This is a genomic window from Enterobacter mori, assembly GCF_025244905.1.
GTDB classification, from domain to species: Bacteria; Pseudomonadota; Gammaproteobacteria; order Enterobacterales; family Enterobacteriaceae; genus Enterobacter; species Enterobacter mori_A.
In genome coordinates this window covers 1,230,411-1,253,173 of record NZ_CP104285.1, presented here as the reverse complement: position 1 = coordinate 1,253,173, position 22,763 = coordinate 1,230,411, and the positions used below count along the sequence as shown (strand labels likewise).

Genomic DNA, 22,763 nt, shown 5'->3' with positions numbered 1-22,763 from the left:
AATGTTTTATCAGTTAAAATTGAAAACGCATCCAGGCAAAGTAAACGTTTCCGTTGTTATAGGTTCCCGGGATGTAGGTCATCTGGAACGTCGCGGGACCATAGCCAATGGATGCCAACGGCAGCAGGACCGGGATCGGGATGTACTTCCAGTTATCACGCGCCGTAAAGCCTGCCGTGTAGCCCAGGCCAAGACGGAAGTTCTCATCCGCTAAAGGACGCCACGTTTTCTCCCAGCCGTAACCGCCAATCGGCTCCCACTTGTTGTAGGAGTCCTTAAACGCCATCAGGTACAGTCCGTGCCAGTTTCCTTTGTCGTCCCAACGGGACTGACCAAAACCCGCCCCCCAGGGACGTTCGTTGTAGCGGTCCGTTTTTTCTTTGTCATAGGCAAAACGTGCATGCCACGTTATCGCCGGAATATAGAGATCGTAATGTTCTGGCTCCTTCCAGGTTTGCGCGACGTTATCCGTAAACGTTGAGAACCAACCTTTATCCGCCGCGTTATCCTCTGCCCTGGCGACAGAAGAGAAAGTTAACTGCCCAAAAATAAACAATAAAATCAGGGGAAATTTATTACGTACCATCACAATGCAATTACCATTCTTAGTATTCAAGGCAAAGTTTACCATAGAATAGTTGAATGAATCCTTAACAACATCAGCGTTATTCCTAATTAATGACCCTAAATCCGAGAATATTCTTAGAAAGAGGGTGAGAAGTTGCACTCCAGCCCTGCCGGGCTCTGCCGCCGCCCTCAGCACTCGTCAGTAAGCCCGCTATCCGTTCTCACTTTGGTATATATTCGCAGCACTCCTACTTTATTAACTCACGACATTTGAAGGCTAGAGACGCTATATTAAAGAGGGTTAATTCGCACAATAAAACACAGCCTTCAATACAACACACAAAGTCTTTTTAAATTTATATAGCATGTAAGAGATATTTATACGTTGCGCCAAAATAATATGCCCGGTGAAGAAAAAAGGATTTTGAGCCATACGCGGCATGTTGCTTATAGCAAAAGACTGCCAGGTGCACAGAAGAGACTGGCCTCAGCGCCCCGCACGTTCCCGGCCTGCCGTGCGCTAAATGACATATAATGGTGTATCCGGCGGTCAATACCCATATGACATAAATGCCGGAGTCATGGCAAAAATAGCGTCAATGCCTACTTTAGTAGTCTTTTTATTGATTTTAATCAGCAAGGACTGAGCAATAATTCGGCACATTCTCATCCTTCTTTTTTTATTGATTATTTGTGCTCTCGGGTAGCAAGTAGACAGGGGAAATCATGCTTACGTTTATCGAACTCCTTATCGGGGTCGTCGTCATTGTCGGTGTAGCTCGCTACATCATTAAAGGGTACTCAGCCACAGGCGTATTATTTGTCGGCGGCTTAACGCTGCTGATTGTTAGCGCGCTAATGGGTCATCAGGTGTAACCTGCCAGCGCAGCCAGCACCGGCTATACGGCCACCGACATTGTTGAATATATAAAAATTCTGCTCATGAGCCGCGGCGGCGACCTGGGCATGATGATTATGATGCTGTGCGGTTTTGCCGCCTATATGACTCATATCGGCGCAAACGATATGGTGGTTAAACTGGCATCGAAACCACTGCAGTACATCAACTCCCCCTATCTGCTCATGGTCGCGGCCTATTTCCTCGCCTGCCTGATGTCCCTTGCGGTGTCGTCAGCAACCGGCCTTGGCGTACTGCTCATGGCAACGCTGTTCCCGGTTATGGTCAACGTCGGTATCAGCCGTGGCGCGGCCGCGGCAATTTGTGCGTCTCCGGCAGCCATTATTCTCTCCCCAACCTCCGGCGACGTTGTGCTGGCGGCAAAAGCGGCGGAGATGTCACTCATCGATTTCGCCTTTAAAACCACGCTGCCCATCTCCATTGTTGCCATCGTGGGGATGGGCATCGCCCACTTCTTCTGGCAGCGCTATCTCGATAAGAAAGAGAACATCAGCCATGAAATGCTGGACGTGAGTGAAATCACCACCACTGCGCCCGCGTTTTACGCCATTCTGCCGTTCACCCCGATCATCGGGGTACTGGTTTTTGACGGCAAATGGGGTCCACAGCTGCACATCATCACCATTCTGGTGATCTGTATGCTGCTGGCTGCCTTGCTGGAATTTGTGCGCGGCTTCAACACTCAGAAGGTGTTTTCAGGACTGGAAGTGGCCTATCGCGGGATGGCGGATGCGTTTGCTGGCGTCGTGATGCTGCTGGTTGCCGCAGGCGTGTTTGCTCAGGGTCTCAGCACCATCGGCTTTATTCAGAGCCTGATCTCCATCGCCACCTCGTTCGGCTCTGCCAGCATTATCCTGATGCTGGTCCTGGTGATCCTCACCATGCTGGCGGCAATGACTACGGGTTCCGGTAACGCGCCGTTTTACGCCTTCGTTGAGATGATCCCGAAACTGGCTCACTCCTCTGGCATTAACCCGGCTTACCTTTCCATCCCAATGCTTCAGGCCTCAAACCTGGGCCGTACCATTTCTCCGGTATCCGGTGTGGTGGTTGCGGTCGCCGGTATGGCAAAAATCTCGCCGTTTGAGGTGGTGAAGCGGACATCGGTACCCGTTCTGGTCGGCCTGATCATCGTAATCATCGCCACGGAAGTGCTGGTTCCCGGCGCCGCCTAAGCCAAATTCCTGATAACCAAAAAGCGCCTGCGGGCGCTTTTTGTGCTTTAATAATTTCCAGAAATTAATCGCACTCAATCGATCAGGAAATCAAATGTTCAGTAAGGATATCGCTATCCCATCTGGCGCTATGGCGCTTGCCCTTTGTGTCCTCTCCGCACAAGCAGAACCCCTCAAGGCAACGCAATATGGCGATTTCGATCGCTACGTTCTGGCGCTCTCCTGGCAAACCGGATTCTGTCAGAGCATGGTCGAACGCAATCGCAATGAACCCGATGAATGTCGCCTGCAAAAAGAGAGCGCCAGCAAAACTGATTTCCTGACCGTGCACGGTTTGTGGCCTGGCCTGCCTAAATCAATAGCGTCCAGAGGCGTAGATGAGCGCCGCTGGATGCGTTTTGGCTGCGCCACCCGCCCCATTCCGAACATGCCAGAAGCAAAAGCAAGCCGCAAATGTTCTGCCGCTGAAACCGGTCTGTCTCTGTCTGGTGCCGCAAAACTTAACAGCGTCATGCCCGGCGCGGGCGGCAACTCCTGCCTGGAACGTTACGAATATGCCAAACACGGCGTCTGCTTCGGGTTTGATCCGGACGCTTACTTTGGCACGATGGTGCGTTTAAATCAGGAGGTTAAAACCAGCGCGGTAGGTCAATTCCTGGCGGATAACTACGGTAAAACCGTAAGCCGTCGCGAGTTTGATCATGCCGTTGCCAAAAGTTGGGGTAAAGAGAACGTCAAAGCATTCAAACTTACCTGTAATGGCAGTCCGGCTTACCTCACGGAAATGCAGATCTCCTTAAAAGCCGACACCATCAATAACCCGCTTTCTGCCGCTTCTTTCGCACCGCAGCCACATCCGGGTAACTGCGGCAAACAGTTTGTGATCGACAAAATCGGTTACTGATCGCATTCCGGGCATCCTCATGCCCGGTCTTTCATTCTTTTCCGTTATATGACGCCAGGCGTCACACTTTTGCACACCTGCATTATTCATCCAGCTATTGCATCATTTATCCGGTAAACACAAACGAAACCTCCCCGCCATAATCGTGGCGTCATCTACAGGAGGAATTTCACATGGCTAAAAAATTGATCGCACTGTGCGCCTGCCCGATGGGCCTGGCACATACCTTTATGGCCGCTCAGGCGCTGGAGGATGCCGCCACAGAAGCCGGTTACGAGGTCAAAATTGAAACGCAGGGTGCAGATGGGATCCAGAATCGCTTAACGGCGCAGGATATCGCCGAAGCCGACATTATCATCCATGCCATCGCCATCACCCCGGAAGACAACGAGCGCTTTGAAACGCGCGACGTCTACGAGATTACGCTTCAGGACGCCATTAAAAACGCGGCGGGCACCCTGAAAGAGATCGAAGAGATGATCGCGGCAGAACAACAATAATAATCTTCAACCTCAGGGGTTTTCGTCATGGCAATTAAAAAACGCAGTGCGGTTCGCCCGGAAAGTCACGAGGGCGATACGCTCGCAATCAAACCCGCGCCGGTCACGGCGGGCAATACCTTCTGGAAAGAGCTGCCTCAGCACATTATGTCGGGTATTTCCCGCATGGTGCCAACGCTCATCATGGGCGGGGTGATCCTCGCTATTTCACAACTTATCGCTTACGTCTGGCTGGAGATCCCACCTGATACCGGCATTATGGATGCGCTAAACTCGGGAAAATTTACCGGGTTTAACCTCTCGGTGCTGAAGTTCGGCTACCTGACAGAATCGTTCGGTGGACTGTTGTTCAGCTTCGCCATTCCGATGTTCTCCGCGTTTGTTGCCAACTCCATCGGCGGCAAACTGGCCTTTCCGGCAGGCTTTATCGGCGGTCTTGTCGCCACACAGCCTACGCTGGTGCTAAATTTTGACCCGGAAAAACTGACCTGGCTTGCCACCAAACCGGTACCGTCCACCTTTATTGGTGCACTGATTATCGCCATTGCCGCAGGCTACCTGGTGAAGTGGCTGAACACCAAAATCAGCGTGCCACAGTATCTGCTGGCCTTCAAAAGCACGTTCCTGATCCCGATTATCTCTGCCCTGTTCGTGATGCTGGCGATGTACTACGTCATCACCCCTATTGGCGGCTGGTTAAACGCAGGCATGCGCACCCTGCTGCTCGCTGCAGGTCAGGCAGGTTCAATGATGTACGCCATTGGTATGGCTGCCGCAACCGCCATTGACCTCGGCGGCCCCATCAACAAAGCGGCGGGTTTCGTCGGGCTGGGGCTCACCACCGATCACGTGCTGCCGATCACCTCTCGCGCCGTGGCGATTGTCATCCCGCCTATTGGTCTGGGCCTGGCAACGCTTATCGACCATCGCCTGACCGGTAAACGCCTGTTCAGCCCGCAACTTTATCCGCAGGGTAAAACGGCGATGTTCCTGGCCTTTATGGGGATCAGCGAAGGGGCCATCCCGTTCCTGCTGGAAAACCCGCTCGCAACGCTGCCTGCGTATATGATCGGGGCTATCGCCGGGGCGATGACCGCAACCGCGCTTGGTGCCGTTCAGTGGTTCCCGGAATCTGCCATCTGGGCGTGGCCGCTGGTGACCAATCTCGGTGCCTATATGCTAAGCATCCTTGTCGGTGCGGTCATTACAGCGCTGCTGGTGGTCACGATCCGCAACAGCATGCATAAACGCGGAAAACTCGCCATCGATACGCTGTAATGGGGTGAATAATGGATTTACTGACAACGCTTCGCCACTGGCTGGCAGCAGAAAAACTGGATGGCGTGCTGATCGCCTCGCGTCAGAACAAACAGCCGCACCTGGGTATTTCAACCGGATCGGGCTACGTGCTGGTGACTCAAACGCGCGCGCATATTCTGGTGGATTTTCGCTATTACCACGATATCGCCCCGCATGCGGCAGGCTACCAGATGCATCTGCTCGAGGCAGCAAACCCCTTTGCCACGGTAATGAACCGCCTCATTGCCGAGGAAAACCTCGCCACGCTGGGGTTCGAAGGTGAGCACGTCAGCTGGCAAACCGGCTGTCAGTGGCGCGACACGCTGAATACAACGCTTTGCGGTATCTCCCTCGACACCCTGCGGCAAATAAAAACGGCGGACGAAATTGCCCGCATTCGTGCGGCCTGTCGCATTGCCGACAGCGCCGCACAGCATATCCGCCGCTTTATCCAGCCCGGCATGCGCGAGCGCGAGGTCGCAGCCGAGCTGGAGTGGTTTATGAAACTGCAGGGGGCGGAAAAACCCTCTTTCGACACCATCGTTGCCAGCGGGCCACGCGGCGCACTGCCGCACGGAAAAGCCTCTGACAAGGTGATTCATGCAGGCGAGCTGATCACCCTCGATTTTGGCGCCCAACACCAGGGATACTGCTCGGACATGACGAGGACTTTCCTTGTCGCCGGGCAGCACCAGGCACCTGAGGAACATCCGCTCTATGCGATCTACCAGACCGTGCTGAAGGCGCAACTGGCAGCAATTCAGGCCATTCGTCCGGGTATTCCGTGCCGGCAGGTGGATAACGCTGCACGTTCGGTCATTGAATCTGCGGGCTACGGTCCGCAGTTCGGCCACAATACCGGGCATGCCATCGGCATTGATGTCCATGAAAATCCACGATTTTCCCCAACTGATACCACGCTGCTGCAGCCCGGAATGCTCTTGACCGTCGAACCGGGGATCTACCTGGAGGGCGCAGGTGGCGTGCGGATTGAAGACGTCGTTCTGGTAACGGAGACGGGAGCCGAGGTGCTATACACCATGGATAAAACGCTGCTGCTGACGGGAGAACACTGATGGACCACGAATTACTGCGCGCACTGAGCGAAGCCGATGCCATCGCGGCCTCAGAGCAGGAAGTGCGCGACATCCTGATCGCGGAGGCGCACAAGCTCCATAAAGAGGTACAGTTTGACGGCCTCGGCTCCGTGCTCATCCGCGTGAACCAAAGCACCGGGCCGAAGGTGATGATTTGCGCCCATATGGATGAAGTCGGTTTTATGGTGCGCAGCGTATCCCGTGAAGGCGCCATTGACGTGCTGCCGATTGGCAACGTACGCATGATGGCGCGCACGCTTCAGCCGGTTCGCATCACTACACGCACCGGCGTTAAAATCCCTGGTCTGCTCGACGGTGACGTTAAAGGCGATACCGTAGACAATCTGCGTGTCGACATCGGCGCAACGTCTGCGCAAGAGGTGTTTGACAGCGGCATTGACGCAGGCGACCGCGTCACCTTTGACACCCCCTTCCAAACCCTGCCAAACAGTCGGGTGATGGGCAAAGCCTTTGACGACCGGCTGGGCTGCTACCTGCTGATCGCTCTGCTGCGCGAACTGCATCAGGCTCCGCTCGACTGCGAGCTGTGGCTGGTGGCCAGCTCCAGTGAAGAGGTCGGCCTGCGTGGCGGACAGACCGCCACACGCGTGATTCAACCCGACATTGCCCTGGTGCTTGATACCGCCTGCTGGTCAAAAAACTTTGATTACGGCAGCGCAAATCATCGACAAATCGGCGCGGGTCCGATGCTGGTGCTGTATGACAAAACGCTTATCGCCCCACCGAAATTAACCGCCTTCATTGAAAAAGTGGCATGCCCATTAGGCATACCGCTGCAAAAAGACATGTTCAGCAACGGCGGTACCGACGGTGGCGCAGTGCATCTTTCCGGCACGGGTGTTCCCACCGTGGTACTCGGGCCGCCAACCCGGCATGGCCATTGCGCGGCATCCATTGCCGATGAAAAAGACATTCATCACACCCATCAATTGCTTGTCGCCCTGGCGGCATGCATGAACCGTGAGACCGTGGCTCACCTGACGGATTTCAGGTGCTGATCTCACGCGGTAAGGAGAAAGTATGCTTTCAATTGAGTTTTTCTGCCCGCTGCCCAACGGCCTGCACGCACGGCCAGCCTGGGCGTTAAAGGAGCAGTGCAGCATGTGGCGCAGCGACATTTGCTTTATTAATAAGCGGCTGAATACCCACGCGGATGCCAAAAGCTCGCTGGCGCTGATAAGCACCGGCACGCTGTTTAACGACAGTTGCGTGCTGGAGATCAGCGGCAGCGATGAAGAGCAGGCCAGACGCACACTTGAGCAGTATATCAATACGCTATTCATCGACAGCGACAGCATTCCCTCTGGCGACGCACCGCACATCGCACATCCCCTTCCCCGCTCGCTTCTGCGGCTCACCCCGCAACTGCAGCACGCCATTACGCTTGCCAGCGGTATTGGCGCGGGCACATTGCGTGGCTGGCAGAGCGATAACCTGCAGCGTTACCGCCAGAACCCGGCCACGCCGGAAGATACCACCCGGCTGGAACACAGCCTGGCAACGCTGGCAGAGCAGCTTAACCAGCGCCTGCGCGGTCTGGAAGGGGAAAGCAAAACCATTATCAGCGCCCATCTTTCGCTGATTCAGGATGACGAATTCGGTGGCAATATCCGCCGCCTTATCAATGAAGAGCGACTGAGCCTTGCCGGGGCTATCATTCGCAACATGGAGCAGATTTGCGATAAGCTGTCACTCTCCGCCAGCGACTATCTCCGCGAGCGCGTCAGCGATATTCGCGACATCAGTGAGCAACTGCTCAATATTACCTGGCCTGAACTCCAGCAAACAGCCGCGTTCACACTCGATGCGCCAACCATTCTGCTGGCCGAAGATTTAACGCCCAGCCAGTTTTTAAGTCTTGATACCCACTACCTGAAAGGCATGGTGCTGGAGAAAACCGGGCGCACCTCGCACACCTTAATTCTGGCACGCGCCGCGTCAATTCCGGTGCTGAGCGGCCTGGCGGTTACCTCTCTGGAGCCGTATACGGGCAAAGAGGTGATTCTGGACGGTGTTTGTAGCGTACTGGTCACGGAGCCTGATGAGGCCGTGAATCACTACTACAGCGTGGCGCAACGCCTGGCGGACAAACGCCATCAGCAGCAGATCAAAGACGCCGGGCTACCGGCGCTTACCCGGGATAACGTGGCGGTGGATATCGCTGCCAATATCGGCAGCGCACTGGAGGCTCCCGGTGCCTTCGCCTGTGGCGCGCAGGGCGTGGGCCTGTTTCGCACTGAAATGCTCTATATGGACCGCGAGAGTGCGCCGGATGAACAAGAGCAATTTGAAGCCTACCAGCAGGTGTTACTCTCCGCAGAAGGCAAGCCCGTCATTTTCCGCACAATGGACATTGGCGGCGATAAGCAGATCCCCTATCTCAGTATTCCGCAGGAGGAGAACCCCTTCCTCGGCTACCGTGCGGTACGCATTTACCCGGAATTTGCTCACCTGTTTCGTACCCAACTGCGCGCCATTCTACGCGCGGGCGCCAGCGGCAATGCACTGCTGATGATCCCGATGGTGCACAATCTCGATCAGATTTTATGGGTTAAACAAGAGTTGCAAAAAGTCCGGGAAGAGCTGACGGCACAGGGGTTACGCCATACGCCATGCCTGCCGCTGGGGATTATGGTTGAGGTGCCCTCAGTCTGCTTTATCATCGATCACTTCTGTGAAGAGGTCGATTTCTTCAGCATCGGCTCGAACGATATGACCCAATACCTCTACGCGGTCGATCGCAACAACCCGCGGGTTTCACCGCTGTATAACCCGATCACGCCGTCATTTTTGCGCATGGTGCGCCAGATAGTCACAACCGCCCAACGCCACGGGAAATGGGTCGGTATTTGCGGTGAGCTGGGCGGCGAACGTCGTTACCTCCCTCTGCTATTAGGTCTCGGAATTGCTGAATTCAGCATGAGCGGACCACGCATTCCGGCGGTGAAAGCACAGCTTCGCCAACTGGAAAGCGAGGCCTGTCGGGCACTGGCGGATAAGGCCTGCGACTGTCGCAGCGCAGAGGAGATAGAAACGCTGCTGGCTGATTTCACACCAGAAGAGCCACCTCGCCCGCTACTGGCGCTGGAAACCATCGCCTTTAACGAACCACTCGCATCAAAAGAGCAGGTACTCCAGTTCCTGTGTGGCAACCTCGCGATTCAGGGACGCACCGGGAACCCGCTCGAGCTGGAAGAAGACATCTGGCAGCGCGAAGAGATTGTTACTACCGCGGTCGGATTTGGCGTGGCGATCCCGCACACTAAATCTCAGTGGATACGCCATTCCAGTATTAGCATTGCCCGTCTGGAAAAGCCCATTGATTGGGAATCGGATATGGGCGAGGTCGAGCTGGTAATCATGCTGACGCTCGGCGCGCAGGAAGGAAACAACCACGTCAAAGTGTTCTCCCAACTTGCGCGAAAACTGGTGAACAAGGCATTTCGGGAGGCGCTTTTTGCAGCAGACTCGCCGCAAAGCCTCCTTGATCTGCTGAATGCCGAAATCAATTTCTGACAACTACTGAAATCGGGCGCGGTATTCCCCCGGCGTCAGTCCAAACTGGCGTCGGAACAGCCTGGAAAAATAGTCGCTGTCGGGATACCCGCAGCGCTTCGCCACCTCGCCCACCGGCAGGTGGTATTTTTGCAGAATAGTGCGCGCTTTTCCCATTCGAACCCAACGAACGTAATCGACAAAGCTCATGGTGCCCTGCTGTGAAAAGAGGCGCGACAGATGGTTAGGGGAAATAGTGAACAGTGCCGCAACGCTCTCCCGCGAGAGGGGTTCGGCATAGTTAATCTCCAGCCAGTTACAGATACTCTGATAAAGAAAATCCCGACGTGAAAGCCCCGGTTCCGGGCGTGAAGAGACGACCTTACGACACCAGTGAAGCAGGCTGAGCGTCAACGGTTGAATAATAGCCTGATCCTGTGGTGATGCACTCAGATGAGTGAGCGCCATCAGCATTGCTGTGCACTCGCCTCTTTCCGAATGGGGAAGTTCCATCTTCCGCTGCGGCTGCCCATGACCTGTGGCCTGAAATGCCAGGCCCAGCCAGGAAGGAGCAAAGACAAGACTCAGTAACATGACTGGCTTTTCAATCATCGGCACATTGACCGCATGAGCAGGCAGAAACAACATCTCCCCCTGGGAGATTCCCTTTTGCTCCGGGATAAGTTTGTTGCCATAAACACCGCGCAGCACGACCTCAAGCCTGGGCCATTCCAGGCGGAAACTCCCGGCAGGCGCTGAGGCGGATGGGCGAGCAAACCAGACGCGCCCCAGTTGATGCGGATTAAGCACCAGCCCGCTCAGCAATTCAGCAAAAAACTGCTGATCGGCGGGAAGTCGGTTGTCAGGCATATTACCCCCTGCGCGCATCCGGACGCACCATGTCGAACCGGTGTTCGTCGCTGATTCCGTAATACGCCGTTGGCCCACCCGCACGCAGGATGGGTTGCGCTTTCGCGGTCTGGTAAATGCCCTCTTCCAGCAGCGCATCAGCAATATGAATGCCGACCACTTCCCCCAATACCAGCCAGGTGTCCACTGGCGTGCCGTCTGCGCCGGTCAACTGTATACACTGCGACAGGCGGCACTCAAAGTTTACCGGACTCTCTGCCACGCGGGGTGCCTTCACCCGTTGGCTGGCAACGGGCGTTAATCCCGCAGCGGTAAACTCGTCTTCACCGTGAGGAAGCGTCGCCGAGGTGATGTTCATCGCTTCAGCCAGATCGCGCGTGGCCAGATTCCAGACAAACTCGCCAGTCTCGTGAATATTGCGCACGCTGTCTTTCCAGCCGTTGCTGGAAAAACCAATGATCGGTGGCCGATAGTTGAAACAGTTAAAGAAGCTATACGGCGCGAGGTTAAGCAGGCCGTTCGTGTCGCAGGAGGAGATCCAGCCAATCGGGCGTGGACCAATAATGGCGTTCAGCGGATCGTGCGGCAGGCCGTGACCCTGAGACGGTTGGTAGAAGTACATAGTTCTCTCTCGTTGGTGGGGCGCAACGCCCAGGTTCAGGACACTCAGCGTAACGTATTCCGCCCGGAATGAAGACTGAATAAATTTCAGCGAAAATTCATATGGGCCATGAATGTGACCTTCATCACTTCAAACTTGCACGCTCAGCCAGTATCATCGGGAGAGTTAAACCCTCGCTGCCAGACGGCGAGGGTTTTCTTTTGGATTGGTTTCTGCGTTACACGCAGTATTCACGACATGGAGTAATAAATGTCCAGACCCACAATTATCATTAATGAACTCGACGCAGAACGTATTGACCGACTTCTGGAGAAACCCGAATTCGCTTCTCTCCCGGTAGCCGATGCGCTGAACGAGGAGCTTGACCGCGCGCAGATGTGTACGCCTGAGACCATGCCGCATGACGTGGTGACCATGAACAGCCAGGTCAAATTCCGTAACCTGACGACGGGTGAAGAGTTGACCCGCACGCTGGTTTATCCCGCGCAGATGACCGACAGTAGCGCGCAGCTTTCCGTCCTGGCGCCCGTGGGCGCGGCCCTGCTGGGACTGCGCGCAGGTGATACCATTCACTGGGAACTACCGGGTGGCGCGTCGACGCATCTGGAAGTGCTTGAGCTGCTCTACCAGCCAGAAGCTGCAGGCGATTACCTGCGTTAATCCCGCGCTTCCTGCCCTGCAAAGAGGATGCACTGGCATCCTCTTTTCGTCATTTCACCCGATTGTCCTATATCGCTCAAAATCACCTTAATCCACGCTTAATCTGTTTTGGTGCCGCGGGGACGGTCATGAGTGAGATACTGGCTATCACACTTATTTTTCTCATTTTTTTGGCGATTATCGTCATGGCCGTGCTGTATCTTGAACGCCACTGGTAAATGACACCGCTCACACTACCCCGCCGGGGAAAGCGTTAACCAGCCCTTTAACCTGCTGCTCTGCCGCCTCGGGGCTTTCCGCGCCGGGGACCAGAATGACTTTGCGACATGCCTCTTCCCGTTTCTCAAAAATTTTGTACGCACGTTCAGCATCGGCCAGAGGCAGATAGTGCGTGACGATCTCCTCCGGCGTCAGCAACCCTTTTTCAATCAGTGGCAGCAACTCGCCCAGCCAGGCATGAACGTGCGTCTGCCCCATCTTAAAGCTGATCCCTTTATCAAAGGCGTCGCCAAATAAGAACCCATGAATAAACCCGGCATAGACGCCCGGCACGCTCACCACCCCACCGCGTCTTACGGCCGCGATACACTGGCGTAGCGCTTTACCACTGCTTCCTTCAATCTTGAGATTACTGAGAATGGTTTCAGTGGTGCTGCCCTTGGCTTCAAACCCGACCGCGTCAATCACCGCATCCACGCCGCGCTGCCCTGCCGTCTGCTCAATGATTTTTTCCGCCGCGTCGTTATCATCATCAAAGTTAATGGGAATGGCACCGTAACGTTCCTGAGCAAACTGAAGCCGGTACGGATGATGGTCAATGACAAAGATCTGTTCAGCCCCTAACAGCCGTGCGCAGGCGATGGTCAGCAAACCGACGGGTCCCGCGCCGAAAACTGCTACGCTCGAGCCTTTTGCAATCTGCGCGTTTTTTGCTGCCTGCCAGGCTGTGGGCAAAATATCTGAGAGGAACAGCGCTTTGTCATCTGACAACAGTTGCGGCACCTTGAACGGTCCGACATTGCCTTTCGGCACGCGAACGTATTCCGCCTGTCCTCCCGGCACGCCGCCGTAAAGGTGGCTGTAACCAAACAGCGCGGCAGGCGCGGGAATTTGCTTTTTATTCAGCGCCGCGCCCTGCCCGGCGTTGGTTTTCTCGCAGGCCGCATACTGTTGCAGACGGCAAAAAAAGCAGTCGCCACAGGCAATCACGAAGGGGATGACCACCCGCTCGCCCTTCTGCAAGTTCTTCACATCCCTGCCGGTTTCGACCACTTCGCCCATAAATTCATGGCCAAAAATGTCGCCGTGCTCGACCTTCGGGATCTTACCGCGGTAAAGATGCAGATCGGATCCACAAATCGCCGTCGCCGTGACGCGCAGGATGATATCGTCAGGTTGTTCAATGACGGGATCGGGAACATTATCAACGCGAACATGGTGTGGACCGTGGTACGTGAGTGCTTTCATGCGACCTCCGGGAGGATGTGAGTGAGCTTCTAAAAGGGTAGCGTCCTCTGAGGATCAGCCCTGAAATCCGGGCGTTTTGAGATTTATCCTGGCGGAATACAAAAGTGCTGTCGCGGTTACAGAAACCGATAATATTTTATGTTTGAATGATTTCAGCGTTTATAAACAAGGAGTAACGGGTATGTACCAGACAATCATTATGCCGGTTGATGTTTTTGAGATGGAGTTGAGCGACAAGGCTGTTCGCCACGCGGAGTTCCTCGCGCAGCAGGACGGAATCATTCATCTGTTGCACGTGTTGCCGGGCTCGGCCAGCCTTAGCCTGCACCGCTTTGCCGCCGACGTGCGCCGCTTCGAAGAGCATCTGCAGCACGAAGCGGAAACGCGCCTGCAAACCATGGTAGAGCATTTCACCATCGACCCTTCACGCATTAAAACCCACGTCCGTTTTGGCAGCGTGCGTGACGCCGTAAATGAACTGGCGGGAGAGTTAAACGCCGACGTGGTGGTTATTGGTTCGCGTAATCCGTCGATCACCACTCACCTGCTGGGCTCTAACGCCTCCAGCGTGATCCGCCACACCCATATTCCGGTAATGGTGGTCAGATAAAAAAACAGAGGCCACCTTTCTGAAGTGAACCCCATATATTGGACACTTTCTTAACTGGCGGCTGACATAGCCTGAGTTCGGTATTGTACTGGACTCAGGCCGTTTAGTTTTAGCTTGATTCGTTCGTTGTTGTAATAATGGATGTACTCTTCCACTACTTTTCGTAGATGGTCCGTATTTTCATACTCTTCGTGGTACCAACATTCTGTCTTCAACAGACCAAAAAAGTTTTCTATCACTGCATTGTCCAGACAGTTTCCTTTGCGCGACATGCTTTGCTCTATACCTTTAACCTTAAGCTTTTCCTGATACCGTGCCATCTGATATTGCCAGCCCTGATCAGAGTGCAGTATCGGTCTTTCATCTGGCTTTAGCCGCTGTATGGCCTTGCTGAGCATGTTGTCGACCAGGTTCATTCCCGGATGCGTCGTCATATGCCAGGCTATTATCTCGCTGTTATACAGATCCAGCACTGGTGACAAATATAGCTTTGTCCCTTTTACGTTGAACTCGGTCACGTCTGTAACCCATTTCTGGTTTGGACTGCTGGCCTTAAAATTACGAGACAGGATGTTTGGTGCGATTTTACCGTAGGTACCTTTGTATGACTGATACTTCTTGCTTCTCAGGCATGAGGCCAGCCCCATCTTACGCATCAGTTTTCGTACTGTTTTATGATTTATGCCGTAGCCTTCATTGCGCAACGCCAGGGTAATGCGGCGGTAACCATATCGTCCTTTATGATAATGAAACAGTGCGGCTATTCTTTGCTGTTCGCCCTCATAGCGCTCTCCACTGTCCTCCGCCCTAACGTGCCAGTAGTAAGTGCTGCGAGGCAATCCTGCTATATGAAGCAGCATCCTCAGGTTATGGTTTTGCCTCAATTCGGTAATTATTTTTGCTTTGTCTTCTGCTTTTCCCGAATCAAGGCCTGAAGCTTTTTTAGGTAGGCATTTTCCGCCCTCAAGTATTCAAGCTCTTCTTCAACGCTCTGAAACGCTGGAGGGGAATTTTTTTTTTATTTTATTGACGTTCGTTCTTACCAGACTTCACCGGACGCCCTCTGGGTTTATCTTGTAAGGCAATAACACCGCCTTCACGGTAAAGGCGCTCCCACTTGCTGACAGTATAAGCGGTTGCGATGCAAAACTCCGCCGCAGCTTTCCGGGATGACTTGTTATGTTGCTGCATCCAGAGCACAACAGACTCTTTGAACTCAGCAGAGTAAGCTCTGGTAGGAATGGAAAAACCGTTCACCCCGTTCACTTTCCAGTGTTCAGTCCAGCGTCTGACCGCTCCGTGATCGACGCCGAACAGCCTGGCCGTTTTCTTTGCACCGTCACCACTGTTCAGATAGTGGAGAACAACTTGTTGCTTGAATTCAGATGAATATTTTTTTCTGCCCATTGAAACGCAAAACCCCTAATCGTTGGATGTCCAACTTTCGGGGTTCACTTCATTTCGGTGGCCTCTAGCTATTGCAGGTGTCGTCTTACTTTCTTTTATTATGCTGTTTTGGTGCGAATCAGGTAGTCAAACGAACTCAGTGACGCTTTCGCACCTTCGCCGGTGGCGATGATAATCTGCTTATACGGCACGGTGGTGCAGTCGCCTGCGGCAAATACACCCTTCACGCTGGTTTCACACTTCGCATCAATGATGATTTCGCCCATGCGGTTGCGCTCAATCGCGCCTTCCAGCCAGGTCGTGTTAGGCAGCAGACCAATCTGTACGAAGATGCCTGACAGTGCCACGCTGTGAACATCACCACTCACGCGGTCACGGTATTCCAGCCCGGTCACTTTGCTGCCGTCGCCCTTCACTTCCGTGGTCTGCGCGTTCAGCACGATATCGACGTTTTTCAGGCTGCGGACTTTATCCTGCAGAACCTGGTCCGCCTTCATCTCTGGTGCAAATTCCAGCAGCGTCACGTGTTCAACAATACCCGCCAGGTCGATTGCCGCTTCCACGCCGGAGTTACCGCCGCCGATCACCGCCACGCGTTTCCCTTTAAACAGCGGGCCGTCGCAGTGCGGGCAGTAGGTCACGCCTTTGGTGCGATACTGATCTTCGCCCGGGACGTTCATGTTGCGCCATTTCGCGCCGGTGGCAATGATAATGCTGCGTGCTTTCAGCACCGCGCCGGACGCGGTTTCAATCTGGTGTAAACCACCCTCGACCGCTGCAGGAACCAGCTTGCTGGCGCTCTGGCTGTCGATCACGTCCACGTCGTAGTCGCTGACGTGCGCTTTCAGTGCACCTGCCAGTTTCTGACCTTCCGTTTTCGGCACGGAAATGTAGTTTTCGATGTCTACGGTATCCAGCACCTGGCCACCAAAGCGTTCGCCCATCAGGCCGGTACGGATACCTTTACGCGCGGAGTACACCGCAGCAGCCGCACCCGCAGGGCCGGAACCGACGATCAGCACGTCGTAGGCATCGCGTTTGTTCAGCGCTTCCGCCGCACGCTTTTCAGCACCGGTATCCACTTTGGCAACGATTTCAGTCAGCGTCATACGGCCCTGGCCGAACTCTTTGCCGTTCATATAGACCGCCGGAACGCCCATCACGTTGCGATCGGTGATTTCATTCTGGAAGGTACCGCCGTCAATCGCCGTGTGCTTAATGCGCGGGTTCAGGACTGACATCAGGTTCAGCGCCTGCACCACGTCCGGGCAGTTGTGGCAGGAGAGTGAGTAGTAAGTTTCAAACTCAAAGTCACCGTCGATATCGCGGATCTGCTCCAGCAGCGCCTGCGCTTCTTTTGACGGATGACCACCGGTCCACAGCAGCGCCAGCACCAGTGAGGTAAATTCATGGCCCAGCGGAGAACCGGCAAAGCGTGGCCCCTGGTCGGAGCCTGGGTTGGTAATCAGGAAAGAGGGCTTACGGACTGCAAGCGCATTATCTTCTTTGAAGGTCACTTTCGGTGACAGTTCGGCGATCTCCGCCAGCAGTTCCTTGATCTCTGCCGATTTCGCGCTGTCGTCCAGCGTGGCAATCAGCTCAACGGGTTTGGTCAGCTTCTCAAGGTAGGCCTTGAGCTGGGTTTTCATCGTAGTGTCGAGCATTATTCTTCCCTCTCTTAAAACGTCATCATGCAAGCTGCCTTAATCGGGCGGCCTGAATGCAACTTGCATCATGGAGTTAGATGAAACGGGCGCGGGGGGCGCCCGTTGATTGCCGGGTGGCACTTCGTTTACCCGGCCTACGATACTGTAGGCCTGTGCAAGCGCGGGCCGCCAGGCTTTACAGACTTAGATCTTACCGACCAGGTCTAAAGATGGAGCCAGCGTCGCTTCGCCTTCTTTCCATTTCGCCGGGCACACTTCGCCTGGGTGAGAAGCCACGTACTGAGCGGCTTTCACTTTACGCAGCAGGTCAGATGCGTCACGGCCGATACCTTCAGCGGTAACTTCGATAGCCTGGATAATGCCCTGCGGGTCAACAACGAAGGTCGCACGGTCGGCCAGGCCTTCATCTTCACGCATATTGTCGAAGTTACGGGTCAGGGCGCCAGTCGGGTCACCGATCATCGCGTATTTGATTTTCGCGATGGTTTCAGAGCTGCCGTGCCATGCTTTGTGGGTGAAGTGGGTATCGGTAGAAACAGAGTAAACGTCTACGCCCAGCTTCTGCAGTTCCTCGTAATGGTCTGCTACGTCGCCCAGTTCAGTCGGGCAAACGAAGGTAAAGTCAGCCGGATAGAAGAAGAACACGCTCCAGCGGCCTTCGGTATCTTTCTCGGTAACTTCGATGAATTCACCGTTTTTGAACGCCTGGTTTTTGAAAGGTTTAATTTTAGTGTTAATCAAAGACATCTGTACTTCCTCCGTGTTTTCGTTGAGATGTAAGGTAACCAACTTTCTTCATCGGGGCTAATGCGTATGCTTTATCAAATCAATCAGCCAAACCTTACAACATCAACAAGACAGCAAGGTGAACCTTATTAAAGGGCGCCCGAAAGTAAAAAGGCCGCCTCAACGGGCGGCCCTGATACCTGAACTCCCCGCAGGTACATTCAGTGCCAGCCGAAGCTGGCGTTGCGTTGCGCTCTATAACCTTATATCAAGGCAATAACAGCCGAATGATTACAACACCCGTCCAGCGTAAGAGCAATGCACCTGAGCGGCAATCCTATCTATGGCTGTGATAGGTTTTAACGAACATGTGCTGTCGTTTATTTCCTTTGGTGCCCAGGCAGGGAGAAATAGATAAGAATGATGATTATTATCTATATATAAATGAAAACTATTTCAATGAAAGGAATCGCACTTTTAAAGATAAAAGTATCTTAATACTCATTGAAGATCTATTTCATTAATCTACCTTCGTGATATATTAAGCGAAAATAAATCGTTAATTAAGTAAGTTATTCTCATGGATGATAAAAGGTTAACTTACTCCTATAGTTATCAGTTATGTGATAACGCAACACAGCGTACTCAGGATGAAACATGGCAAACCTCTACGATCTGAAAAAATTCGACCTTAACCTGCTGGTCATTTTTGAATGTATCTTTCAACACTTGAGCATCAGCAAGGCAGCAGAAACACTCTACATTACCCCCTCTGCGGTCAGTCAGTCACTTCAGCGCCTGCGTAGCCAGCTCAACGACCCGCTGTTTATTCGTTCCGGTAAGGGGATCACGCCAACCACGGTGGGCATCAATCTCCACCATCATCTTGAGCAAAATCTTAATCAGCTGGAGCAGACGATAAACATCATGCATGGCTCCGTGCTGAAGAAGAACTTTATCCTCTATTGCCCGCAGATCCTGACCACTGAAAATCTACTGGATCCGCTTAAGCTATTGATGAGAGAGCATAATTATCAGATCGAGCTTCATGATATGCTGCTTACTGCGGATTCTGCAGAAGACCTATTGGCCTACCGTAAAGCAGATCTCATCTTCTCCATGGCGCCGGTGAGCAACCGTTCAATGATCTGTGTGCCTTACGCTTCCTATTCAATGGTTATGGTATGCAGCCAGGATCATCCGCGTATGAAGGATGTTGTCACGATGGAGGAACTTAACGAAGAGAAGTTTACTGTTTTCATGAGCGACGAACCCGGCGTAAAGAGCTATCAATCTATGGTTGAAAAAGTGCATGCTGACAAGACAATCGGTTTTCGTTGTGACTCCGTATTCACTATTATGGCCATGATCAGTGCCTCGCATTTGGTCGGATACGTGCCGGAGATATTTTATGAAAAATACAAACATGTTCTGAGACTCAAGAAATTAGATGCACCGTTTATGCTTCCTCCGCTGGACGTTTTTATGATCTATAACCGTTCAGCCTTGAACAGTTCAATTTTCTCATCATTTATCGGCCAGGTTGCAGAAAATTAAATGGCGATGGCTGCGTTTACCGCAGCCATTTACTTTCCTGCAATACATAACCCACATTTATAATTAAGAAAAACATTTCTCTTTTTCATTTACCTCATCCTATTTTTACCTAATATTACTCTCTCTTGATTATTGACACCCATCCGGTATTTATTTGCAGGGAGGCATTTACCTTGTCAATGTATAAGTATCCACTAAACCAAAATGTCCTTGAGGCCGCGGTAGACCGCATCGCATGGACGCTTGAGAATCTCCCGATGGTTTGTGTTTCATTTTCAGGCGGGAAAGATTCGACCATCATGCTGCATTTGACGGCTCAACAAGCCCGAAAAATGGGCAAGAAAATTCATCTGCTCTTTATAGACTGGGAAGCGCAGTTCACTTACACCATTGAGCATGTAAATAGAATGCTCCAGCAGTATGGCGATGTGATTGCAAAATACTGGTGGGTCGCTCTGCCACTCACGACGCAAAACGCCCTGTCGCAATACCAGCCCGAATGGCAATGCTGGGAGCCGGGCAAACCGTGGGTTCGCCAGCCGCCCGAAGAGGCGATAACCGCCCCTGATTACTTCGATTTCTACCAGCCGGGCATGACGTTTGAAGCCTTTGTCCGTGCGTTTTCTGACTGGTTTGCACAGCATCGCCCTGCCGCAATGCTGGTGGGCATACGCGCCGATGAATCCTACAACCGCTTTTTAACCATCGCCAACGCCCGCAAGCAGCGTTTCGCCGATGATAAACCCTGGACAACCATCGCCCCGGGCGGGCACGCGTGGTACATCTACCCGCTTTACGACTGGAAAACCGCGGATATCTGGACGTGGTTCGCCAAAACGGGAGAATGCTATAACCCTCTGTACAATCTCATGTTTCAGGCTGGGGTCCCGCCACGCTATATGCGCATCTGCGAACCCTTTGGCCCAGAACAACGTCAGGGTTTGTGGTTGTATCACGTGGTCGAGCCTGAACGCTGGGCCGTTATGTGTGAACGCGTCAGCGGTGCGAGCAGCGGCGGAATTTACGCCGGGCACGATAACCATTTCTACGGCCACAGGAAGATCCTGAAACCCGACCACCTGAGCTGGTACGCGTATGCCATGCTGCTGCTCGACAGCATGCCGCAAACGACGGCAGAGCATTACCGCAACAAAATCGCGGTGTATTTGCACTGGTATCAAAAGCGGGGCATGGACGATATTCCCGATACGCAGGAAGGGGACATTGGCTCAAAAGATATCCCCTCCTGGCGCCGAATTTGTAAGGTTTTACTCAATAACGACTACTGGTGCCGGGCGCTCTCTTTCAGCCCTAACAAACCCAAACACTATCAACGCTACAGTGAAAGAGTGAAGGCAAAACGCAAGGAGTGGGGAATTTTATGCGACAAAGAATAATCTCAGAGATCGAAACGTACCTTCAGTCCCTTCCTGAAGAGGATCGCATTAACGCCATCAATGCGTTTCGCCAGGTCATACATCAGCACAGCCCTTTTCGCGAGCAGCCTGTCGACTGCGTGCTCTGGGTTAAACAGGATCGTCTTACGGCCAATGATTACAATCCCAATAACGTTGCCCCACCGGAAAAGCGGCTACTCACGAAGTCGCTGGAGCTGGATGGATTCACTCAACCTATCGTAGTAACTGAAAGTGACCCGCAGCATTACGAAATCGTGGACGGTTTTCATCGCCATGAAATCGGCAGCACGCGGGCAGCGCTAAAGCGAGAGCTAAAAGGGTATCTTCCCGTCACCTGCCTGCGCCGCGAGCGCCAGGATAAACACGATCGAATGGCCGCAACCATTCGCCACAACCGGGCGCGTGGACGACACCAGATCAACGCGATGGCAGAAATCGTCCGTGAACTGGCGCAGCTTGGCTGGAACGAGCAAAAAATTGGCAAAGAGCTCGGTATGGACAGCGATGAGGTGTTGCGCCTCAAGCAAATCAACGGCCTGCTGGAACTGTTCGCAGACCGTCGTTATTCAGAAGCCTGGACGGTGAAATAATCAGAGCGCATTCAGGCGTTCGGCCGCCAACAGCAGTGTCGATTCTTGCTTCGCAAAACAGAGACGGATCAGTTTATGCGGGAAGGGATCGGCACAGAAGACCGACAGCGGTATGGCGGCCACGCCTGCCTCTTTGGTCAACCACTGGCAGAAACTGACGTCATCCAGATCGGAGATTGCGCTGTAGTCGGCCAGCAGAAAATACGTTCCTTCGCACGGTAAAATCTCCAGACGGCTTTCGCTGAGCGCATTCACAAACAGATCCCGGCGCGCGCGGTAAAAGTCCGGCAGCTCGCGGTAGTGCTCCGGCTCGGCGCGCAGCATATCCGCCAGCGCCAGCTGGGCGGGCGTGTTCACCGCAAAGGTCAGATACTGGTGCACTTTACGCAGCTCGGCGCTGATGGCGGCCGGTGCCACGCAGTAACCCACTTTCCAGCCGGTCATATGATAGGTCTTGCCGAACGACGAGACGGCGACGGCGCGCTCGCGCAGCTGCGGATGGGCCAGCACGCTGGCGTGTCCTTCTTCTGCAAAACAGATGTGTTCGTACACTTCATCGCTCAGCACGTAGATCTCACGTTCTGCAATCGCCTGCCACAGCGCCGCGAAATCGGCTTTCTGCCACACCGTTGCGGATGGATTGTGCGGCGTATTCAGGATCACCAGGCGGGTTTTATCACTCAACAGTGCCGCGAATGCCTGCCAGTCAGGACGGAAATGCGGCGGCTGCAGCGCCACGCGTTTCACTACGCCGCCGGAAAGCTCGATGGCAGGCGCGTAGCTATCGTAGCTTGGGTCAAAGCAGATCACCTCATCACCGGTGCGCACCAGCGCGGTAATGGCCGCATATAGCGCTTCGGTCGCCCCCGCCGTCACCGTAATGTCGCTGTTCGCATCGGGCCTGTGGCCGTACAACTCCGCCGTTTTGTCCGCAATGGCTTCCCGCAGCGCCTGCACGCCCGTCATCGGCGCATACTGGTTTGCCCCCTGCGCCACGTGGTAAGCCAGACGTTCCTGCAAATAGCGCGGGCCGTCAAAATCCGGGAACCCCTGCGAGAGGTTAATGGCATTGTGCTGCTGCGCCAGGGCGCTCATCTGCGTAAAGATAGTAGTGCCGAGATTCGGAAGTTTACTCTGCGGAATCAATGCGTTATTGCTCATTGTACTGTGCCTGCGTGTAATACTTATGTTG

At 53.7% G+C, this 22,763-nt stretch carries 19 protein-coding genes and 2 pseudogenes; 13 read left to right on the top strand and 8 right to left on the bottom strand.

The window, feature by feature from the left end; translation table 11 throughout:
• Positions 1 to 13 precede the first annotated feature (13 nt).
• Positions 14 to 586, bottom strand: a complete 573-nt coding sequence (gene pagP, locus N2K86_RS05850; RefSeq protein ID WP_260661636.1) for a lipid IV(A) palmitoyltransferase PagP — start codon at positions 584 to 586, stop codon at positions 14 to 16.
• Positions 587 to 1,293: 707 nt separating this feature from the next.
• Between pagP and dcuC the strand changes: the two are divergent.
• The 7 genes and pseudogenes from dcuC (at position 1,294) to ptsP (ending at position 9,998) form a co-directional block, all read left to right on the top strand.
• A pseudogene (gene dcuC, locus N2K86_RS05845) lies at positions 1,294 to 2,661 on the top strand (anaerobic C4-dicarboxylate transporter DcuC).
• A 94-nt stretch (positions 2,662 to 2,755) separates the two neighbouring features.
• Positions 2,756 to 3,565: a ribonuclease I gene (rna, locus tag N2K86_RS05840; protein WP_260660806.1), complete on the top strand. Its 810-nt coding sequence runs from the start codon at positions 2,756 to 2,758 to the stop codon at positions 3,563 to 3,565.
• 173 nt (positions 3,566 to 3,738) lie between these two features.
• Positions 3,739 to 4,065, top strand: coding sequence for a PTS fructose transporter subunit IIB (locus N2K86_RS05835; RefSeq protein ID WP_260660805.1), 327 nt, complete (start codon positions 3,739 to 3,741; stop codon positions 4,063 to 4,065).
• A gap of 27 nt (positions 4,066 to 4,092) precedes the next feature.
• On the top strand, positions 4,093 to 5,343 hold the full coding sequence (locus tag N2K86_RS05830) for a PTS fructose transporter subunit IIC (RefSeq protein WP_260660804.1): 1,251 nt from the start codon (positions 4,093 to 4,095) through the stop codon (positions 5,341 to 5,343).
• A gap of 11 nt (positions 5,344 to 5,354) precedes the next feature.
• Positions 5,355 to 6,440, top strand: coding sequence for an aminopeptidase (gene ypdF, locus N2K86_RS05825; RefSeq protein ID WP_260660803.1), 1,086 nt, complete (start codon positions 5,355 to 5,357; stop codon positions 6,438 to 6,440).
• Positions 6,440 to 7,480 (top strand): aminopeptidase, encoded by a 1,041-nt coding sequence (gene ypdE / locus N2K86_RS05820; RefSeq protein ID WP_260660802.1) that lies wholly within the window; start codon positions 6,440 to 6,442, stop codon positions 7,478 to 7,480. Before ypdF ends, ypdE begins: the two co-directional genes overlap by 1 nt.
• Before the next feature lie 22 nt (positions 7,481 to 7,502).
• Positions 7,503 to 9,998 carry a phosphoenolpyruvate--protein phosphotransferase gene (gene ptsP, locus N2K86_RS05815; RefSeq protein ID WP_260660801.1) on the top strand — a complete coding sequence of 832 codons (2,496 nt, stop codon included), beginning with the start codon at positions 7,503 to 7,505 and terminating at the stop codon, positions 9,996 to 9,998.
• Between the two features lie 3 nt (positions 9,999 to 10,001).
• Here ptsP and N2K86_RS05810 read toward each other — a convergent pair whose 3' ends face one another.
• Positions 10,002 to 10,847, bottom strand: a complete 846-nt coding sequence (locus tag N2K86_RS05810; protein ID WP_260660800.1) for a helix-turn-helix transcriptional regulator — start codon at positions 10,845 to 10,847, stop codon at positions 10,002 to 10,004.
• Position 10,848: 1 nt separating this feature from the next.
• Positions 10,849 to 11,469: a flavin reductase family protein gene (locus N2K86_RS05805; RefSeq protein WP_260660799.1), complete on the bottom strand. Its 621-nt coding sequence runs from the start codon at positions 11,467 to 11,469 to the stop codon at positions 10,849 to 10,851.
• Positions 11,470 to 11,718: 249 nt separating this feature from the next.
• Between N2K86_RS05805 and rnk the strand changes: the two genes are divergently transcribed.
• Positions 11,719 to 12,129, top strand: coding sequence for a nucleoside diphosphate kinase regulator (rnk, locus tag N2K86_RS05800; protein ID WP_260660798.1), 411 nt, complete (start codon positions 11,719 to 11,721; stop codon positions 12,127 to 12,129).
• A gap of 128 nt (positions 12,130 to 12,257) precedes the next feature.
• Positions 12,258 to 12,347: a small membrane protein YldA gene (gene yldA / locus N2K86_RS22630; RefSeq protein ID WP_283095801.1), complete on the top strand. Its 90-nt coding sequence runs from the start codon at positions 12,258 to 12,260 to the stop codon at positions 12,345 to 12,347.
• A gap of 10 nt (positions 12,348 to 12,357) precedes the next feature.
• Here the strand turns inward: yldA and N2K86_RS05795 are convergent, their stop codons facing one another.
• The gene (locus N2K86_RS05795; protein ID WP_260660797.1) at positions 12,358 to 13,596 is read right to left on the bottom strand and encodes a zinc-dependent alcohol dehydrogenase; all 1,239 of its coding nucleotides are present in this window, start codon (positions 13,594 to 13,596) and stop codon (positions 12,358 to 12,360) included.
• Positions 13,597 to 13,777: 181 nt separating this feature from the next.
• Here N2K86_RS05795 and uspG point away from each other — a divergent pair, with 181 nt between their 5' ends.
• The gene (gene uspG / locus N2K86_RS05790) at positions 13,778 to 14,206 is read left to right on the top strand and encodes a universal stress protein UspG (protein ID WP_260660796.1); all 429 of its coding nucleotides are present in this window, start codon (positions 13,778 to 13,780) and stop codon (positions 14,204 to 14,206) included.
• 50 nt (positions 14,207 to 14,256) lie between these two features.
• Here uspG and N2K86_RS05785 read toward each other — a convergent pair.
• From N2K86_RS05785 to ahpC, 3 genes and pseudogenes are all read right to left on the bottom strand, one after another.
• Positions 14,257 to 15,613 (bottom strand): annotated as a pseudogene (locus tag N2K86_RS05785) (IS3 family transposase).
• 98 nt (positions 15,614 to 15,711) lie between these two features.
• Positions 15,712 to 17,277, bottom strand: a complete 1,566-nt coding sequence (gene ahpF / locus N2K86_RS05780; protein WP_260660795.1) for an alkyl hydroperoxide reductase subunit F — start codon at positions 17,275 to 17,277, stop codon at positions 15,712 to 15,714.
• Between the two features lie 186 nt (positions 17,278 to 17,463).
• Positions 17,464 to 18,027: an alkyl hydroperoxide reductase subunit C gene (gene ahpC / locus N2K86_RS05775; protein ID WP_006818993.1), complete on the bottom strand. Its 564-nt coding sequence runs from the start codon at positions 18,025 to 18,027 to the stop codon at positions 17,464 to 17,466.
• A gap of 636 nt (positions 18,028 to 18,663) precedes the next feature.
• On the opposite strand from ahpC, the gene citR reads away from it, so the two are divergent.
• The 3 genes from citR to N2K86_RS05760 all read left to right on the top strand — a co-directional run bounded on the left by citR (position 18,664) and on the right by N2K86_RS05760 (position 21,571).
• Positions 18,664 to 19,563, top strand: a complete 900-nt coding sequence (gene citR / locus N2K86_RS05770; RefSeq protein ID WP_260660794.1) for a DNA-binding transcriptional repressor CitR — start codon at positions 18,664 to 18,666, stop codon at positions 19,561 to 19,563.
• Between the two features lie 173 nt (positions 19,564 to 19,736).
• Positions 19,737 to 20,960 carry a phosphoadenosine phosphosulfate reductase gene (locus N2K86_RS05765; protein ID WP_048956873.1) on the top strand — a complete coding sequence of 408 codons (1,224 nt, stop codon included), beginning with the start codon at positions 19,737 to 19,739 and terminating at the stop codon, positions 20,958 to 20,960.
• Complete coding sequence (locus N2K86_RS05760; RefSeq protein ID WP_260660793.1) at positions 20,945 to 21,571, top strand: IbrB-like domain-containing protein; 627 nt, start codon at positions 20,945 to 20,947, stop codon at positions 21,569 to 21,571. The genes N2K86_RS05765 and N2K86_RS05760 overlap by 16 nt, the downstream gene beginning before the upstream one ends.
• Here N2K86_RS05760 and N2K86_RS05755 read toward each other — a convergent pair whose 3' ends face one another.
• A complete protein-coding gene (locus N2K86_RS05755; protein WP_260660792.1) occupies positions 21,572 to 22,732 on the bottom strand; it encodes a pyridoxal phosphate-dependent aminotransferase in 1,161 nt (386 codons plus the stop codon).
• Positions 22,733 to 22,763: the final 31 nt, after the last annotated feature.

Bases quoted from the DNA above. Each gene is read 5' to 3' on its own strand.
- ypdF (WP_260660803.1), top strand. From the start codon at position 5,355: ATGGATTTACTGACAACGCTTCGCCACTGGCTGGCAGCAGAAAAACTG.
- N2K86_RS05795 (WP_260660797.1), bottom strand. From the start codon at position 13,596: ATGAAAGCACTCACGTACCACGGTCCACACCATGTTCGCGTTGATAAT.
- ahpC (WP_006818993.1), bottom strand. From the start codon at position 18,027: ATGTCTTTGATTAACACTAAAATTAAACCTTTCAAAAACCAGGCGTTC.
- pagP (WP_260661636.1), bottom strand. From the start codon at position 586: ATGGTACGTAATAAATTTCCCCTGATTTTATTGTTTATTTTTGGGCAG.
- N2K86_RS05755 (WP_260660792.1), bottom strand. From the start codon at position 22,732: ATGAGCAATAACGCATTGATTCCGCAGAGTAAACTTCCGAATCTCGGC.
- citR (WP_260660794.1), top strand. From the start codon at position 18,664: ATGGCAAACCTCTACGATCTGAAAAAATTCGACCTTAACCTGCTGGTC.
- uspG (WP_260660796.1), top strand. From the start codon at position 13,778: ATGTACCAGACAATCATTATGCCGGTTGATGTTTTTGAGATGGAGTTG.
- rnk (WP_260660798.1), top strand. From the start codon at position 11,719: ATGTCCAGACCCACAATTATCATTAATGAACTCGACGCAGAACGTATT.
- N2K86_RS05835 (WP_260660805.1), top strand. From the start codon at position 3,739: ATGGCTAAAAAATTGATCGCACTGTGCGCCTGCCCGATGGGCCTGGCA.
- ypdE (WP_260660802.1), top strand. From the start codon at position 6,440: ATGGACCACGAATTACTGCGCGCACTGAGCGAAGCCGATGCCATCGCG.
- yldA (WP_283095801.1), top strand. From the start codon at position 12,258: ATGAGTGAGATACTGGCTATCACACTTATTTTTCTCATTTTTTTGGCG.
- N2K86_RS05805 (WP_260660799.1), bottom strand. From the start codon at position 11,469: ATGTACTTCTACCAACCGTCTCAGGGTCACGGCCTGCCGCACGATCCG.
- N2K86_RS05760 (WP_260660793.1), top strand. From the start codon at position 20,945: ATGCGACAAAGAATAATCTCAGAGATCGAAACGTACCTTCAGTCCCTT.
- rna (WP_260660806.1), top strand. From the start codon at position 2,756: ATGTTCAGTAAGGATATCGCTATCCCATCTGGCGCTATGGCGCTTGCC.
- N2K86_RS05810 (WP_260660800.1), bottom strand. From the start codon at position 10,847: ATGCCTGACAACCGACTTCCCGCCGATCAGCAGTTTTTTGCTGAATTG.
- ahpF (WP_260660795.1), bottom strand. From the start codon at position 17,277: ATGCTCGACACTACGATGAAAACCCAGCTCAAGGCCTACCTTGAGAAG.
- ptsP (WP_260660801.1), top strand. From the start codon at position 7,503: ATGCTTTCAATTGAGTTTTTCTGCCCGCTGCCCAACGGCCTGCACGCA.
- N2K86_RS05830 (WP_260660804.1), top strand. From the start codon at position 4,093: ATGGCAATTAAAAAACGCAGTGCGGTTCGCCCGGAAAGTCACGAGGGC.